At 44.4% G+C, this 15,111-nt stretch carries 17 protein-coding genes and 1 tRNA gene; 2 read left to right on the forward strand and 16 right to left on the reverse strand.

Annotated features, from left to right (window positions below):
- Positions 1-177: 177 nt before the first annotated feature.
- The 8 genes from N774_RS0107180 to N774_RS0107215 all read right to left on the reverse strand — a co-directional run bounded on the left by N774_RS0107180 (position 178) and on the right by N774_RS0107215 (position 6,172).
- On the reverse strand, positions 178-1,689 hold the full coding sequence (locus N774_RS0107180) for a hemoblobin-interacting domain-containing protein (RefSeq protein ID WP_024860590.1): 1,512 nt from the start codon (positions 1,687-1,689) through the stop codon (positions 178-180).
- A 12-nt stretch (positions 1,690-1,701) separates the two neighbouring features.
- Positions 1,702-2,106 carry a flavodoxin gene (locus N774_RS0107185; protein ID WP_024860591.1) on the reverse strand — a complete coding sequence of 135 codons (405 nt, stop codon included), beginning with the start codon at positions 2,104-2,106 and terminating at the stop codon, positions 1,702-1,704.
- Positions 2,103-2,681, reverse strand: a complete 579-nt coding sequence (locus N774_RS0107190) for a DUF3793 family protein (RefSeq protein ID WP_024860592.1) — start codon at positions 2,679-2,681, stop codon at positions 2,103-2,105. The genes N774_RS0107185 and N774_RS0107190 overlap by 4 nt, the downstream gene beginning before the upstream one ends.
- Positions 2,668-2,967, reverse strand: coding sequence for a DUF2325 domain-containing protein (locus N774_RS0107195; protein WP_024860593.1), 300 nt, complete (start codon positions 2,965-2,967; stop codon positions 2,668-2,670). The genes N774_RS0107190 and N774_RS0107195 overlap by 14 nt, the downstream gene beginning before the upstream one ends.
- Before the next feature lie 88 nt (positions 2,968-3,055).
- The gene (locus N774_RS18765; RefSeq protein WP_080770452.1) at positions 3,056-3,226 is read right to left on the reverse strand and encodes a FeoB-associated Cys-rich membrane protein; all 171 of its coding nucleotides are present in this window, start codon (positions 3,224-3,226) and stop codon (positions 3,056-3,058) included.
- Positions 3,227-3,238: 12 nt separating this feature from the next.
- Entirely contained in the window at positions 3,239-5,650 is a 2,412-nt protein-coding gene (gene feoB / locus N774_RS0107205) for a ferrous iron transport protein B (RefSeq protein WP_024860594.1), read from the reverse strand.
- A gap of 76 nt (positions 5,651-5,726) precedes the next feature.
- Positions 5,727-5,948: a FeoA family protein gene (locus N774_RS0107210; RefSeq protein ID WP_024860595.1), complete on the reverse strand. Its 222-nt coding sequence runs from the start codon at positions 5,946-5,948 to the stop codon at positions 5,727-5,729.
- A gap of 14 nt (positions 5,949-5,962) precedes the next feature.
- Positions 5,963-6,172, reverse strand: coding sequence for a FeoA family protein (locus tag N774_RS0107215; RefSeq protein WP_431767931.1), 210 nt, complete (start codon positions 6,170-6,172; stop codon positions 5,963-5,965).
- Between the two features lie 390 nt (positions 6,173-6,562).
- Between N774_RS0107215 and eno the strand changes: the two genes are divergently transcribed.
- On the forward strand, positions 6,563-7,861 hold the full coding sequence (eno, locus tag N774_RS0107220; RefSeq protein ID WP_024860597.1) for a phosphopyruvate hydratase: 1,299 nt from the start codon (positions 6,563-6,565) through the stop codon (positions 7,859-7,861).
- Between the two features lie 122 nt (positions 7,862-7,983).
- On the opposite strand, the gene N774_RS0107225 is transcribed toward eno, so the two are convergent.
- Positions 7,984-8,427: an ATP-binding cassette domain-containing protein gene (locus N774_RS0107225; RefSeq protein ID WP_080770453.1), complete on the reverse strand. Its 444-nt coding sequence runs from the start codon at positions 8,425-8,427 to the stop codon at positions 7,984-7,986.
- A 7-nt stretch (positions 8,428-8,434) separates the two neighbouring features.
- On the opposite strand from N774_RS0107225, the gene N774_RS0107230 reads away from it, so the two are divergent.
- Positions 8,435-8,710, forward strand: a complete 276-nt coding sequence (locus N774_RS0107230; RefSeq protein WP_347496231.1) for a formate/nitrite transporter family protein — start codon at positions 8,435-8,437, stop codon at positions 8,708-8,710.
- 161 nt (positions 8,711-8,871) lie between these two features.
- Here the strand turns inward: N774_RS0107230 and N774_RS0107240 are convergent, their stop codons facing one another.
- The 7 genes from N774_RS0107240 to N774_RS0107275 all read right to left on the reverse strand — a co-directional run bounded on the left by N774_RS0107240 (position 8,872) and on the right by N774_RS0107275 (position 15,081).
- On the reverse strand, positions 8,872-9,654 hold the full coding sequence (locus N774_RS0107240; RefSeq protein ID WP_024860600.1) for a ZIP family metal transporter: 783 nt from the start codon (positions 9,652-9,654) through the stop codon (positions 8,872-8,874).
- Complete coding sequence (locus N774_RS0107245; RefSeq protein ID WP_024860601.1) at positions 9,651-10,436, reverse strand: class I SAM-dependent methyltransferase; 786 nt, start codon at positions 10,434-10,436, stop codon at positions 9,651-9,653. The genes N774_RS0107240 and N774_RS0107245 overlap by 4 nt, the downstream gene beginning before the upstream one ends.
- A complete protein-coding gene (locus N774_RS0107250; protein ID WP_024860602.1) occupies positions 10,420-11,430 on the reverse strand; it encodes an alpha/beta hydrolase in 1,011 nt (336 codons plus the stop codon). Before N774_RS0107250 ends, N774_RS0107245 begins: the two co-directional genes overlap by 17 nt.
- 296 nt (positions 11,431-11,726) lie before the next feature.
- On the reverse strand, positions 11,727-11,942 hold the full coding sequence (locus N774_RS0107260) for a hypothetical protein (protein WP_242836589.1): 216 nt from the start codon (positions 11,940-11,942) through the stop codon (positions 11,727-11,729).
- 2 nt (positions 11,943-11,944) lie between these two features.
- Positions 11,945-12,742, reverse strand: coding sequence for a leucine-rich repeat domain-containing protein (locus N774_RS0107265; RefSeq protein WP_024860604.1), 798 nt, complete (start codon positions 12,740-12,742; stop codon positions 11,945-11,947).
- A gap of 489 nt (positions 12,743-13,231) precedes the next feature.
- A complete protein-coding gene (locus tag N774_RS0107270; RefSeq protein ID WP_024860605.1) occupies positions 13,232-14,332 on the reverse strand; it encodes a dockerin type I repeat-containing protein in 1,101 nt (366 codons plus the stop codon).
- A 660-nt stretch (positions 14,333-14,992) separates the two neighbouring features.
- Positions 14,993-15,081: transfer RNA gene (locus N774_RS0107275), tRNA-Ser, on the reverse strand.
- Positions 15,082-15,111 lie beyond the last annotated feature (30 nt).

Raw genomic sequence — 15,111 nt, forward strand, 5'->3', positions numbered from 1 at the left:
AAATATACCTCTTTACAGTATCTGACCTCTGCATTATAGCCGCTGTACTTATATAGAATTTTATACTTATTTTTGAGAGGACCTTTCCTCAGAAAGGTTTCCACCCATAAATAAATACATGTTTCTATATGAGTGCAGCAGGTAAGCCGCAGAGGTCATAATTTATTGGAGAGTTTATCAGGATCTCTTTTTTCTGAATGCAAATGCAGAAGCTCCTGCAAGTGCAAGGAATGTAACCGGCAGAGCTGCGCCGTTTACGCCAGTCTTAGGACTGTCTGACTTTGCAGCTGTAGTTGCTTTCTTTGTCGTAGTTGCAGTTTTAGTCGTTGTTGCTGAGCTTTTTGTGGTGGTAGCTGTGCCTGTTGTAGTTGTAACAGCAGCCTGATCGTTTATCTCGAACTCATAATTTTTCTCATATCCCGTAGCTTCAACTGTGAGCTTGTACTTGCCCGAGCCGTCGAATACATTTTCCTCACCGGACTTGGCGTCAAGCTTTATCTCGCCTGTCTGGGAGTCGATTACTGTAACTCCTCGTCTGCCTGTAGCATATCTCTTGTCGCCCACTGTTACTGCGGAGATGTTCTTGAGATAGTTTGCAGCGTCTGTGAGAGAAGTTCCGTCAGCTGCCACAAGCTTTCCGTCGGAATACTTTACAGGGATAGTGTCTGTAGTAAGTGTAAAGCTTCCTCTTACGTCGGAATATTTGCCGCCCTCATCGGAAACAGTAAGTGTGTAATTACCCGGCTGTGCGTTATTGTAGCTTACAGTATTTCCCGATACGGTAAAGCCGTCTGCTACCTCGCCTTTTGCCTTGTAATCAGCAGGGAATGATGAATTATCAAATGTAACAGAGCCCTTGCCCGACTTGCCGTTCTCAACTGTGATACTGTCAGCAAACTTTATGGGCAGATATCCGTTCTGTCCCGAAAGTGTGCTGTAGCCGTTAAGAGTAATGAATGTTACCTCAGTAACAGTCTGTCCCGCAGAGGTCTTATAGTGCTCTGAGGAGAGGGTATTGCCGTGAGGCTCCTTTTCCTTGACGCCTGCGCCCCATGCTATCTGTCCGTTGCGCCAGATATTCTCGAGAGCACGCATACCGTAGTCCGTACCCTCCTTGGTCTTGACGATAACGCCGTAGATATCGCAGTTTGTGGGATAGCCCTTGACATTTATCTGATAGTCGCCCCAGCTTGTAAGGCTGGACACTGTCATCTCACCGCTGAGAGCTTCCTCACCGTCGGTGTCAACAAGTTTTCCGAATGTTGCCTTGCCGTCGTCAACTGTAACAGGCTTGTATGCCTTTGGCTTCTCGGAGAGCTCCGTAAAGTTCATCTTGTCGCTGAGCTTGTCAATGTCAGCCTTTGCTATCTCAACGGGGTATGTAACGCCCAGAATCTTTCCGCCGCCGTTTTCGGTCTCAGCATTGAAGGTCCCTGCTGCAAGACCGCCGTTCTGCCACTTTCCGTCATCGCCCATGCTTCCTGTAGAGTTGCCCTTCCACTTGTTTGTGGTCGCAGAAGAAACGGCGTCAACAGGTACGCTGTTATTAAGCTCTGCTGCGTAGAAATCAGCGTATGGGATATTCATTGTGCCGTATACCTTGTCCCCGTCGGCAGCGTTTGCCGAAAACGGAACTGCAGCAGCTGCAAAGCAGGCTGCGGCGCATAAAAATGATGTTATCTTCTTCATTTCGGTATCTCCTTATGCAAGCTGTGAAGCAAGCTCTTTCAGCTTAGCAAGGTCGTCATCGGAAGGAGCTTCGTTAACGATGAAGCCCTCGTCGCCGATAAGCTCTGCACCTGCTGCCTTTGTACGGTCATACCAGTTGCGCATCCACTCGCCGTCGCCCCAGCCGTATGAGCCGAAGAGAAGCACCTTTTTGCCGCTGAGGGAGCCCTCGATATCTGTGAAGAAAGGCTCGAATGTGTCTTCCTCAAGGACCTCTGCTCCCATTGCAGGGCAGCCGAATGCAAATGCCTCATAGTCTGCTGCATTGCCCTTGAAATCCGATACCTCAAAAAGCTCTGCGTTTGCGCCCTCGGCAGCTGCCTTGGCCAAAGCCTCGGTGTTGCCTGTGCCGCTCCAATAAATTACTGCTGTTTTCATATATTTTCCTCCTTGGAAATAGCCTGAAACAAGTCCAGACCGATTTTTAATCTATCGAACAGGATACTCCTGCAGCGATCGTAGGTTTTAAATGTCTGCCGTGCTTTTTCGGCATTTTCGTAGACCTTCCAGTAGCCGCACAGCAGACAGTTCTTTCCGCCGTTACTGATAAAGCCGCGGATATCCTCAACGGGATAGCCGAGAAACGCCCCTATCTCATGGGGAAAGCTGCCGCAGCTTATACGGCAGGATAGCCTGCGGAGCTTTTGTTCAAGGCTCATATCGCAGGTATAGCCGTACTCTGAAAGGAATTGCCTGACCTTTGGCATACTGAGCCATGCAGTCAGCATTTTAACGTTGTAGATATAGACAAGTGTGCGCTTGCGGCACTCGCACAGCTGTATTGCCGCAAGTCCGTTCTCGGACAGCTTATCAGCAAATTCGTGCAGATATTCCGCAATAGTTCCCTCGCACATATCAAAGGAAATAAGGTTTGCGCATTTTACTCCCAGAAGAGTGGGAGCACTGTGAAAGGCAAGATCACTGTCAATACTTCTGCGCTCAACTTCGGACATATTTTTTCCCCTTGATATCAGTAAGAAGCTGCTTCAGCGCACTCACGCTGGAGCTGTGAACATGCTCAACAGGCACGCCGTTTTTCTCGGAGCTTTTCTTTACAGCTCCAAGCATTTTATGGGAACAGGTCCCTGTGAAAACTACCATAAGATCAGGAGTACCAAGCTTGTTCTCGAAGTCCGCAGGCATTTGAGTGAAGACCTTGGACTTGTGATTGAAAGATTTGCAGATATCCTGATAACGTGTTGCCATGCGGTCATTGCCGCCAACGATAACTATGCTCATAATTCCTCCTTATTGTTAGTTTGTGCTAATTGGTGTGCTTTTGTATGGGGCGATGGATCCACCGCCCCGTTATTATGTATGTTGATGTTTATTTGTTATGGCATTTTCCGTGCATTGCACAGTGCTCGCAGCCGCAGCCGCAAGAACCCTTGCCGCTTTTCTTATCCTTTATCATTTTTACAACGATAAGGGATACAACTGCAATAAGTATCAGCGATACGATTATTGTTCCCAGATTTTCAGCCAGCCATGCGAGCATATTACCACTCCTTTATGCTTTTACCTTTACGTTGCCCTTGAGCTTTGAAGCCTCGTGATACTTCTTCACAAAGAGCATATAGCACATGAATGCAAGTATCAGAGCTGCTGCGATAACGCCGATAACGTTTGACTCACCTGTGAAAAGTCCGCCGAACTGTGTTATCATAAGTGCGATAGCATAAGCAAAGCAGCACTGATAGGTTATAGCAAATGCTGTCCACTTGGCGTTGTTCATCTCACGCTTGATAGCACCGATAGCTGCGAAGCAAGGTGCGCAGAGGAGATTGAACACAAGGAACGAGAAGCCTGTGATGCCAGTGAACTTTGAAGCAAGGGTCTGCCATACAGTGCCGTCTCCGCCGCCGTAAAGAACACCCATAGTTCCAACGATGTTCTCCTTTGCCACAAGTCCTGTGATAGAAGCAACGGCTGCCTGCCAGTTGCCCCAGCCAAGAGGCGAGAATATCCACGCGATAAGTGAGCCGAAGCCTGCAAGGAGAGAGCTGTCAAGCTGATCCTCCTCAAGCATTGTGAAGCTGCCGTCCACTGTTCCGAAGCGTGACAGGAACCAGATGATGATAGTTGAGATAAGTATGATAGAGCCTGCCTTTTTGATGAACGACCAGCCGCGCTCCCACATTGAGCGGAGCACATTGCTGAGTGTAGGCATATGATATGCAGGGAGCTCCATAACGAACGGTGCAGGCTCGCCCGAGAACATTGCTGTCTTTTTCAGCATGATTCCCGATACGATGATAGCAGCCATACCGATGAAGTAAGCCGATACAGATATTATCCACGAACCGCCGAAGATAGCACCTGCGATCATAGCGATAAAAGGTACCTTAGCGCCGCATGGAATGAAGGTGGTAGTGATTATGGTCATACGTCTGTCGCGCTCGTTTTCGATAGTTCTGGAAGCCATGATACCGGGAACTCCACAGCCTACGCCTACGAGCATAGGAATGAAGGACTTGCCCGAGAGGCCGAACTTTCTGAACACACGGTCGAGTACAAATGCGATACGTGCCATATAGCCGCAGGCTTCAAGGAAAGCAAGCAGGAAGAACAGCACTAACATCTGGGGAACGAATCCGAGAACTGCTCCCACACCTGCGATGATACCGTCAATGATGAGACCTTTCAGCCAGTCGGATGCGCCTATCTTGTCAAGACCGCTCTCTGCAAGCGCAGGGACACTGGGTACGAACACGCCATAGTCAGCAGGATCGGGCTCTTCGCCGATACGCTCAACAGTTGCAAGAGCTTCATTGTAATCCTCGATAGTAGCTGTTTCGTCTGTTGTTTCAAGAGTTTCCTCGTCCTCAACAGAGTAAGTGAACTCGCCCTCGGGAGCTTCACCGTTTTCCTCAACGTAAGCGTCATAGCCGTCGATTATCTGCTGTGCGCCTGCGTATTCATCAGCGATCTCGCTGTAGTCCGACGAACCGATACCAAAGAGGTGGAAGCCGTCGCTGAAGAGGTTATCATTGGTCCAGTCAGTAGCCCAAGCACCCGGACCTTTCATTGCGATGAGATAAACCAGCGTCATAATGACCGCAAAGATAGGAAGTCCCAGCCAGCGGTTTGTAACAATCTTGTCTATCTTATCGGAAGCTGTAAGACTTCCTGCGTTTTTCTTTCTGTATGAAGCCTTGATGACATCAGCTATGTAGATGTAGCGCTCGTTTGTGATGATGCTCTCAGCGTCGTCGTCAAGCTCCTTTTCCGCAGCAGCTATGTCCTCTTCGATGTGCTTCAGTGTGCTCTCGGGGATATTCAGCTTTTCAAGCACCTTTTCATCGCGCTCGAAAACCTTGATAGCATACCAGCGCTGCTGCTCCTCGGGCATATCGTGAAGAACAGCCTCCTCGATATGAGCGATAGCGTGTTCAACAGGACCGCTGAATGTGTGCTGCGGGATAGTTTTGCTGTTTTTTGCAGCGTTTATAGCCGCCTCCGCTGCTTCGTCAACTCCCGTGCCTTTCAGCGCGGATATCTCAACTATCTTACATCCCAGACGCTTTGAAAGCTCGTCGAGCTTGATCTTGTCCCCGTTTTTCTTTACAACGTCCATCATATTTATGACAAGGACCACGGGTATTCCGAGCTCCACAAGCTGAGTTGTGAGGTAAAGGTTTCTTTCAAGGTTTGTGCCGTCTATGATATTGAGTATAGCGTCGGGTCTGGTTTCGATAAGGTAGTTTCTTGCAACGACTTCTTCAAGAGTATAGGGTGACAGTGAATAAATTCCGGGCAGGTCGGTGATGATGACATCACTGTGCTTTTTCAGCTTGCCCTCCTTCTTTTCAACAGTAACTCCGGGCCAGTTTCCTACGAACTGGTTAGAGCCTGTTAACGCATTGAACAGGGTGGTCTTGCCGGCATTTGGGTTGCCTGCAAGTGCTATTCGCAGTTCCATTTTTCTCTTCCTTTCAAGTTATTTAAAACTAACAGTTTTTCAAAATATACGGAACGCCGAAGCGTTCCCTGCTCTCTTATTCGACCTCAATAAGTTCAGCATCAGCCTTGCGCAGTGAAAGCTCATATCCGCGCACCTTTATTTCAATGGGATCGCCGAGAGGTGCTACCTTACGGACAAATACCTCTGTGCCCTTTGTAAGTCCCATATCCATTATGCGGCGCTTTATGGCTCCCTCTCCGTGAAGCTTCCTTACCTTTGCAGTCGAACCAACAGCCGTTTCTCTAAGCGTTTTCATTATACTCACTCCTATCAGACCATTATTCTACGTGCCATATCCGCACCGATCGCAATACGCGACTCCTTGACCTTGACAATGACATTTTCGCCAAGCACATTTATGAGCTTGACTGTTCCGCCCACGGTAAATCCAAGATTTTCAAGGTGCTGACGTACTTCGGGACTTCCTCCCAGCTTCTTGATAGTCAGCTCCTTTTCAGGTTCTGCTAAACTTAGCGGCATCATTTTCTCACCCTTCCGATCCATATTTTTTATTATAATATAGTAATGCGAAATCAATTTAATACGTTAGTGCTTTATAACGATTAAATGATATCACCTCTGCTATGATTTGTCAATGATTTAAAAACAGGTGCCATCAAAGTTTGTATACAATAACATAATATTATCACTTGCTAACAAATAAATTGTTAGTAGATACAAATAGTCATTAAAATAATTGACATCATTCCTGCGTGATGCTATAATCATATTGTTAGTTAGTTCTAACAGAATAAATCATTACAGCAGGCTCCTTTCGGTTTCAGAATAAGTGCGATATTCTGTATATCTGAGCCTGCACCGTCAATAATGTGAGCAGTCACATTAAATATATTATAACAGGAGAATACTATGGACTATTTAGAAATCGAAAAGGTTGTCGGACGTGAGATACTGGACTCTCGCGGAAACCCTACCGTTGAAGCCGAGATAACTCTCGCTGACGGCACAGTTGCAAGAGGAACCGCTCCCAGCGGTGCTTCAACAGGTGAATTTGAAGCACTGGAGCTCCGTGACGGCGGTGAACGCTATCTTGGAAAGGGCGTAACAAAGGCTGTCAATAACATCAATACTGTTATTGCCGAGACTATCACAGGCATGGATGCCTCCGACATTTACGCCATTGATGCAGCTATGATAAAGGCTGACGGCACAAAGGACAAGTCAAAGCTGGGTGCAAACGCTATCCTTGCTGTATCTATCGCCTGTGCAAGAGCAGCTGCAGCATCACTTGATATTCCCCTTTACCGTTTTCTCGGCGGAATCCAGGGCACTAAGCTCCCTGTACCAATGATGAATATCCTCAACGGCGGAGCTCACGCTGACAGCGCTGTTGACACTCAGGAATTCATGATAATGCCTGTTGGAGCTCCCACCTTCAAGGAAGCTCTCCGCTGGTGCGCTGAGGTGTTCCACGCGCTGAAAAAGCTGCTCAAGGATATGGGCGACGTTACAGCTGTAGGCGACGAGGGCGGCTTTGCTCCCAACAAGCTCACAAGCGATGAAGAAGCTATCGAGAAGATACTGGAAGCTGTAAAGGCAGCAGGCTTTGAGCCGGGCAAGGACTTCATGATAGCTATGGACGCTGCTTCCTCAGAGTGGAAGAGCGAAAAGGGCAAGGGCTTCTACAAGCAGCCAAAGTCGGGCAAGGAGTTCACCTCCGATGAGCTTATCGCTCACTGGGAAGCACTTGTTGACAAGTACCCCATTATCTCTATCGAGGACGGTCTTGACGAGGAGGACTGGGAAGGCTGGCAGCGCATGACAGCTAAGATAGGTCATAAGGTACAGCTTGTTGGCGACGATCTTTTTGTTACAAATACGGAGCGTCTTGCAAAGGGTATCTCTCTGGGCGCAGGAAATTCTATCCTCATCAAGCTCAATCAGATAGGCTCTGTTTCAGAGACTCTCGAAGCTATCAAAATGGCTCACAAGGCCGGATATACAGCTATCTCGTCACACCGCTCGGGTGAGACCGCCGATACCACTATCGCAGACCTTGCAGTTGCACTTAACACCTGCCAGATAAAGACAGGAGCTCCCTCACGTTCGGAGCGTGTTGCAAAATACAATCAGCTTCTCCGCATCGAGGAGCAGCTGGGCGCTTCTGCATGCTATCCGCAAATGGGTGCATTCAACGTAAAAAAATGATCATATCCGCGGATATTCCATAACAATGTCCGCCTGTATTCAGAAAGAACCGATAAATAAGAAGATCATAAGATAAGGCTGCGCAGAATAGTCTGCGCAGCTTTTCTATTTTTCGGTGCAATTCAATTTGCCGCATCCTCAAACATCTTTCCGTCAACGATACGGACAGTTCTCTGTGCCCATTTAGCTACATTCAGGTCATGAGTTATCATAACGATAGTATTTCCCATTTCGTGGAGCTTGGTAAACAAGCGCAGCACCTCCGTGCCGCTGCTCTGGTCAAGAGCACCTGTTGGCTCATCTGCAAGGAGAAGTGACGGCTTGCTGCACAGAGCACGGGCTATGGCAACTCTCTGACGCTGACCGCCCGAGAGCTCCGATGGCTTGTGGTGGATACGCTCTGAAAGTCCCAGCATATCTATGATATCACGACAGTCCCTTTCAGCCGACTTCCTGTCCTGTCCGCGCATAAGGAGCGGCATTATTATATTCTGCATTACATTATAAGTCGGTATCAGGTGATAGTTCTGGAATATGAAGCCTATCTCGTGATTTCTTATCGTCAGTCAGCTTATCCTCGGAGCATTCTGCGGAATGCTCATGTATCTTGCAGTGGACAACGCTAAGGAATGCAGAAAAAGGAATTCTGATATATCCTTGGTTTTCGGAATTTCCATACCTGTGATGATATTCATAATCTGCGGCTTCAATCATTCAATTGCTGACGCATTCTATATGTTCTCGGCAGGAACTTTTCCTGAGGATATACCGTACATACTGACAGTCGCGGCAGGCAATGCAGCAGGCGGTATTATGATACCGCTTATAAAAAAGATAACTCCGATTTAATACTCCCAAACATACAGAAACAGGGCAGGGATATTTATTCCCTGCCCTGTTTTTTTGTACTTATTCTTTCCTGAACCGCGTGGTAATACTGCCTTTGAAGCAAAGGATACTCCAATAATCAGAATCACTCCTGTGCAGGCAGACATTCTTCACAGCTCCGCCTACCCAAGCGCAACATCAAGTATCATCATCAGAGTAAACCCTACCGAAAGCATGATCACGCCGATATTGGAGTGCTCTCCCTCCGACATTTCGGGTATCAGTTCCTCCACTACAACATAGATCATAGCGCCTGCCGCAAAGCTCAGTAAATACGGCATTGCAGGCAGGAACAGCCCTGCAAACAGTATTGTCAGTGCTGCACCGATCGGCTCAACTGCTCCCGAAAGTACGCCGTCCGCAAATGCTTTTCCTTTGCTTTTGCCCTCTGCATGCAGCGGCATGGATATTATAGCACCTTCGGGGAAATTCTGTATCGCAATGCCAAGTGCAAGCGCAAATGCGCCTCCTGCTGACATTTTGGCTGAACCCGATAAAAAGCCTGCATATACGATACCGACTGCCATTCCCTCGGGGATATTATGCAGCGTGACTGCAAGCACCATCATTGTTGTTCGTGCAAGTCTTGACGGAACGCCCTCTGCCTTTTCTGCATTCATGTGCAGGTGTGGTATCAGGGTATCGAGCAGAAGCAAAAATAATATTCCGCACCAGAACCCGATGACCGCAGGAAGAAATGCGAGTTTTCCTTTATCTTCCGCCATATCCATTGCAGGTATGATAAGGCTCCAGATCGAGGCGGCTGTCATCACGCCTGCTGCAAATCCCGTCAGTGCACGCTGTACCTGTTTGCTCAGACTGTGTCTCATGAAGAATACACAGGCAGAACCAAGTGATGTTCCTAAAAACGGTATCAGAAGTCCCGTAATGATCTGTCTGTTCATTTTCTGCCAATAAGAAGTGCCGAACCGCTCAGGCCAAGAACTTTAGCTTCGCCCTTTGTCATAAACATACCGTCTGTTGTGTCGATAAGCTCTGCTACTTCATAGCCTTCATCATACAGCTCATTGATGAACTGCTGCATATCGCCGTAACGAGCCTTTGACATAATATCATGGATAGCAAATGTACCGCCTTTTTTCAGTACACGCAGAGTCTCACGAAGAAGCTCCTGTTTATTCACACCTGTGATGTTATGATAGACATAGTTGCTTGTAACTGCGTCAAAATATTCATCAGGATAATCCAGCCTGCAGGCGTCGCCCTGATGAAACTCGATATTATGAACGCCCTCTGCATCGGAGTTGTCCTCGCATAGCTGCTGACTGAATGAAGCATACTCCATGCCCCAGCGGTCAATACCGATCATTCGCCCCTGCGGATTACGCTTTGCACAAGCGATAGTCAGTGCACCGCTTCCGCAGCCCACGTCAAGACCTATCCCGCCTTCGGGTAGTGTGATGTATTCCGCAGTACCCTCAACGATCTCTTTTGAAAGCTGACGCTTACCGTCATAAGAGAATTTGCTGTGAGCGTATATGCTCCAAGCCGTCATTGCACCGCACACAAGTGTACCTGCACCTGCTGTTGCGACAAGTGCCTTTTTCATTTTCGGATCAATTTTTGCACACATCAGTGCTGCCGTTCCTGCACCGAGAACCGCTGTTCCGGCAGTAAGCGCAGTTATCATTCCATTCGGCACCCAATTCTTATAATTTGCACTCATTGATTACACTCCTTTTTTTATGCTTAAAATAATGATCTATCAGTCCCATGATCTCGTCAAATGCAGGCTTACAGCCGGGTATAAAGTATTGAAGCGCATAACAGTGATGCATTCCTTTTCCCACATGGATAACGCACTTTGCACCTGCATTCCTGAAACTCTCCGCATAACTCGGCGCAAAGGCGTACAGCGTTTCAGCACTGCCGTAATAAAAATGCGTTATTGGAGCATTGCGGAAGTCGCCGTGTGCGGTCGCAAGGTATATTTCGGGAATATCCCTGCCGTGACACATGATCTCACGGGCAGTGTACATGTACTCCGCAGGTATCATGATGTCTCTTTTGTCAAGTGCCTTTATCGCTGTTTTTTCCGCTTCGGTAACAGGAACGCTTCCGGGCGATATGGGTATCAATAACCCGGGCATGGGAATATTTCTGCCGCTGTCGTTAAGCTCGTTGATGTAAGTGATCAGGTCGAGTATCAGCGCACCGCCCGATGAAAAGCCGAGAAATACGATGTTTTCGGGCTTGTAGAATGTAAGCATTTTCTCATAGCATTCAAATATCATCTGCACATTTTCAAGCATATCATGCTCATGGCAAAGAGGATAATAGGGAAACCACACATCTGAACCTGTTTTCTCTGCAATTTTTCTTGATAGTCCGATATCGCCCTTATCAGAGCCGAGTATCATTCCGCCACCGAACACAAAGAGTATCGCATTTTTGCGCCGTGTCTTCTCAATATTAATTTCAACGCAGTTATACTGCCCCTGTATCAGATGATCGGTATAGTGTGCCTTGTTATCGGTCGGCATTATAAAATGGCGGTTCTTGGCATTCATTTTAGCCGCTTTTTCAAGGACTTCTTCTTTCGCACCGATAAGACTGTTTTTTATTTTTGCTGCTTTTACAACAGCCTTTGTCAGCTTGTAAAGCGGATTGTTCAGTCCATTCGGTGCTTTTACTACTTTATCATGTTCATCAAATCTCATGCTTTTGACCTCCTTTTACTTTTTGATTTCGCTATATTACTCTCGCAAGCAGAATCATAATTCCTGCGGCGATAGCCGCACCGATCACCCATACCAACGCAAGGAATGAACGCTTTTTCAATACTTGAGTCCAAGTCTGCACGAACGGGATATCCTCCGTGCCTTTCAAGATCCGGAATTTGCTGTGTCCAACCCACAGTTTATCAATTATAATACCGTCATAGATATTCATGACTTCCAGAAAGAGAAATGCCTGCAAATAGGCAGTCCTGAGATCACTGACTCAATTCCACACATCAATGATAAGCACCGATACCTGCAACTATAATTCCTGCCAACGGACAGAACAGCAGCGGCCACACAAGACCGTGTTCAGGCACTGCCAGCTTACACCAACCGCTCCATTTCCAATCGGGATGCCCCTCTGCTCCTTTTATAAATCCTTTATCCATGACATATATTCTCGCAAGAACATCCAGAAAAAAGAAATCTCCTGCATTCACAAACATCATTTCTATATATCCTGTCCAGAACAGGTTCTTGAAGACGCTGACACCTGCAAGATGTGCGCTGACCGCCATATATAATAATCATCGTCAGGGTTACGAGGTCCTGATGATTCAAAATGTTCATCACGCATTTCATGAAGTATTACTATCTCAGTCAAAGCTTCACACTCTAAAAATGGTGACTCAGCGTGTTTCAGACTTGCAGGAAGAGTAATGCTTGTAAGAGAATTATTCTCTGAAAAAGCATATTGTTCTATATCTGTTAATGTTTCAGGAAGTTCAAAATCTGTGATTTTAGTACCAAAGAATGCTGAATCTTTGATTATTTTCACTCCATCAGGAAGTTTTACAGTTTTAAGGTTTTGTGCATAGTTGAAAGCGCCTTCACCTATAACTTCTACTGTATCAGGAACGATAAACTCTGTTCCTGATTTTGATGACGGATAAAATACAAGTTTTTTCATATCTTTGCTATATATAACTCCGTCTACAGTACATAAATACGGATTATCTTCGGAAACCTCAATTTTTACAAGATTCAGGCATTTGATGATGTCCACCTTATTTACAGTTGCAGGAATCTTTAATGTCTTTACATTATCATTGAACTGAATAAATACTTCCGTGACAGTTTTACCATCTTCAGTTTCAGGTACTATCATTTCTCCGTCTTCACAATTTCCGCCTGAATAAATTATTTCATTTATATCATTAGCTGAGAATGCTGTCATATTTATGCCTGTCAATGAAGTTACACCTAATACAAAAGAAAGAACATTTGCGATTATTTTTGTTTTTTTCATAGAATCAACTCCTTTTTTTCTCTTGAAGAAATGGCGTTGTTGTTCTCTTAGCTAATTAGATGTGTTAATATACTGCTGCATATCACCTGTTTCGTAAATATTATCACGAACAATTTTTCATTTAAATAATACTCTATTTTTTACAATCATAGAAATTACTCATAACCAATCTTATATGACTTTCTATAAGTAATAGTAGCATTTTTCAAGTTTAAAATCAATAGATTTTCCTAACTTGCAACTAATTTTCCTAATTAGTTTTTTGTCAAAACAGAAAAGCTCCGCAATTGCGGAGCTTTTCTGCTAAACTATGCCTATACTCATTAAGTTCAAGGAGCATTTTCTGTATTGCCTGAGCATCGTCGACTGTAAGACCATTGCCGTCCATGTTTGCGTTAGTTTTGCCCTGTACTGTAAAATAATCTTCTACTGTACTATTTTATACCTAATCTTAACGTTTTTTGAGTTATACACTAAAGGTCCTCTCTTTTACGTTGAAACTTTCCAGTTGACGGTTTGATTATTATATGTTGTTTTTGGAACATTCACCTGAACTATACATAATGACATCAAATCAGCTGCTGGTTTTTCATAACTTAACATATTTTTTATTGTGATATTTATTTCATCATCTGATATCTCAACACTATCAAACGCGTAACCGATAACTGCACCTCGAGTTTGGTTTACAGAATCAATAAGCAGGACATTATCTTTGAAAAAAATATCATTATATTTTTCAAGATAAGTTATAATCGCTTCTTCAGGAACAACCTGTTCAATATATACTTTCAATTCATCTTTATTTGTAATAACAGCGTTTTTACCAATTCCTCTGCATTTTTCAAATACACCTGACGGAAGATTTCCATGATACCAATCTATAGTTTTTTCAATCTGTACATCAGCAGTATCATACAAACCAAGCAGCTTATTCTGTATCGTCTGGGCATCGCCGACTGTAAGACCGTTGCAGTCCATGTCTGCGTTAGTTTTGCCCTGAGCTGTAAGATGAACTTCTGCCGTACCATTTTCACCGTATTTATTTGGATTTGCAAGTGCCTGCATAATTAGAACAACATCTGCCATATCAACTATACCGTCGCAGTTTGTATCGCCTTGAAGTATACCGTTTCTATTAGGGATATAATTTGGTCCAACAGATAGTATTCCTTCACACTTTTCAAATTCTTCAATCGCCTTCATAACCGCATCATATGACTGTTCTTTTAATGTAAATTTTAATATCTGATGAAAATCCACCTCTTCAAGATATTTAGCCTGCCTTTCTGGAGTCATTTCCATATGAGTAAGATCTTCAACATTTGTAAGATTGCTTACAGTGAAATCACTTATTTTCCATTCTTTATTAAGACTACCAAACGTTCTCTTTAGGCATACTAATACACAATCATAAGTAAAATTCTGGGTATCATCATGTATATACGGGATAAGCTCTTCTTCGTCTAAATTCGTTGTCATTTCCTGTGATTTTGACTCTTCTATGATACCTGCATTAGCAGTTATCGGTACAATCACACCACTTAACAACATTGTAGATATCAACATAATTATTATTATTTTTTTCATAATATGACCTCCTTTTTGAATACAGAAATTTATAATTTGTCATATTAATTATATCATCCTATATTATGCTTTTCAATAATATTTCCTATCTTGCACTTTATTTTCCTAACTCGCACATAATTATTTCAAATGTATTAAATTAGTATTTAATTTTTTAAATATTCATATCAAATTTAATTGTATTAAGAATTAAAAGATGCCTGAATAAGCAAACATTGAATAAACATATTATTTTTACATATAATCTAATTTTTTTCTTACATTCTCCCTGGCTTAAACGTTACAGACATTCGTCTTTACTAAGGATTATATTACTGCATTTACTTTGACAGTATTCTATAATTAATTAATTAAATATTCGAATTACGTCGTTCTATAATAAAGCCAACTTTGTATGGTTTCTGTAAGAAACAAACAAAATCGGCTTTAAAACCGCTTGAAAATTCTCTATTCAATTATTCTCTTTTTGGGGTGAATTATCCGTTTTTTGCTCCTGATGACCTCCAAAGCAACTCTGAAAAGACTCTTTGGAAGGGTTCGAATCCAAAATTTATGGTTTGGGATCTACTGCTTCACCTTGAAAAATTTTCTCTATCGGAACAAAAAAACCCCCGAAAAATCGGGAGTTTTTTGCTTGGAATCTAAATTGATTCACCATTTTGGCGCAGTGGGTGGGATTCGAACCCACGTCCCTCAAGGGGCATCATGATTTCGAGTCATGTCCGTTATGACCACTTCGATACCACTGCATATTAATTTAACTATAAAACTGCGAGAAA

The organism is Ruminococcus flavefaciens AE3010, assembly GCF_000526795.1.
GTDB classification, from domain to species: domain Bacteria; phylum Bacillota; class Clostridia; order Oscillospirales; family Ruminococcaceae; genus Ruminococcus; species Ruminococcus flavefaciens_D.

What these genes read in the sequence shown, in the direction of transcription:
- N774_RS0107180 (WP_024860590.1), bottom strand. Translation starts at nt 1,689, where the DNA reads ATGAAGAAGATAACATCATTTTTATGCGCCGCAGCCTGCTTTGCAGCT.
- N774_RS0107185 (WP_024860591.1), bottom strand. Translation starts at nt 2,106, where the DNA reads ATGAAAACAGCAGTAATTTATTGGAGCGGCACAGGCAACACCGAGGCT.
- N774_RS0107190 (WP_024860592.1), bottom strand. Translation starts at nt 2,681, where the DNA reads ATGTCCGAAGTTGAGCGCAGAAGTATTGACAGTGATCTTGCCTTTCAC.
- N774_RS0107195 (WP_024860593.1), bottom strand. Translation starts at nt 2,967, where the DNA reads ATGAGCATAGTTATCGTTGGCGGCAATGACCGCATGGCAACACGTTAT.
- N774_RS18765 (WP_080770452.1), bottom strand. Translation starts at nt 3,226, where the DNA reads ATGCTCGCATGGCTGGCTGAAAATCTGGGAACAATAATCGTATCGCTG.
- feoB (WP_024860594.1), bottom strand. Translation starts at nt 5,650, where the DNA reads ATGGAACTGCGAATAGCACTTGCAGGCAACCCAAATGCCGGCAAGACC.
- N774_RS0107210 (WP_024860595.1), bottom strand. Translation starts at nt 5,948, where the DNA reads ATGAAAACGCTTAGAGAAACGGCTGTTGGTTCGACTGCAAAGGTAAGG.
- N774_RS0107215 (WP_431767931.1), bottom strand. Translation starts at nt 6,172, where the DNA reads ATGCCGCTAAGTTTAGCAGAACCTGAAAAGGAGCTGACTATCAAGAAG.
- eno (WP_024860597.1), top strand. Translation starts at nt 6,563, where the DNA reads ATGGACTATTTAGAAATCGAAAAGGTTGTCGGACGTGAGATACTGGAC.
- N774_RS0107240 (WP_024860600.1), bottom strand. Translation starts at nt 9,654, where the DNA reads ATGAACAGACAGATCATTACGGGACTTCTGATACCGTTTTTAGGAACA.
- N774_RS0107245 (WP_024860601.1), bottom strand. Translation starts at nt 10,436, where the DNA reads ATGAGTGCAAATTATAAGAATTGGGTGCCGAATGGAATGATAACTGCG.
- N774_RS0107250 (WP_024860602.1), bottom strand. Translation starts at nt 11,430, where the DNA reads ATGAGATTTGATGAACATGATAAAGTAGTAAAAGCACCGAATGGACTG.
- N774_RS0107260 (WP_242836589.1), bottom strand. Translation starts at nt 11,942, where the DNA reads ATGATGTTTGTGAATGCAGGAGATTTCTTTTTTCTGGATGTTCTTGCG.
- N774_RS0107265 (WP_024860604.1), bottom strand. Translation starts at nt 12,742, where the DNA reads ATGAAAAAAACAAAAATAATCGCAAATGTTCTTTCTTTTGTATTAGGT.
- N774_RS0107270 (WP_024860605.1), bottom strand. Translation starts at nt 14,332, where the DNA reads ATGAAAAAAATAATAATAATTATGTTGATATCTACAATGTTGTTAAGT.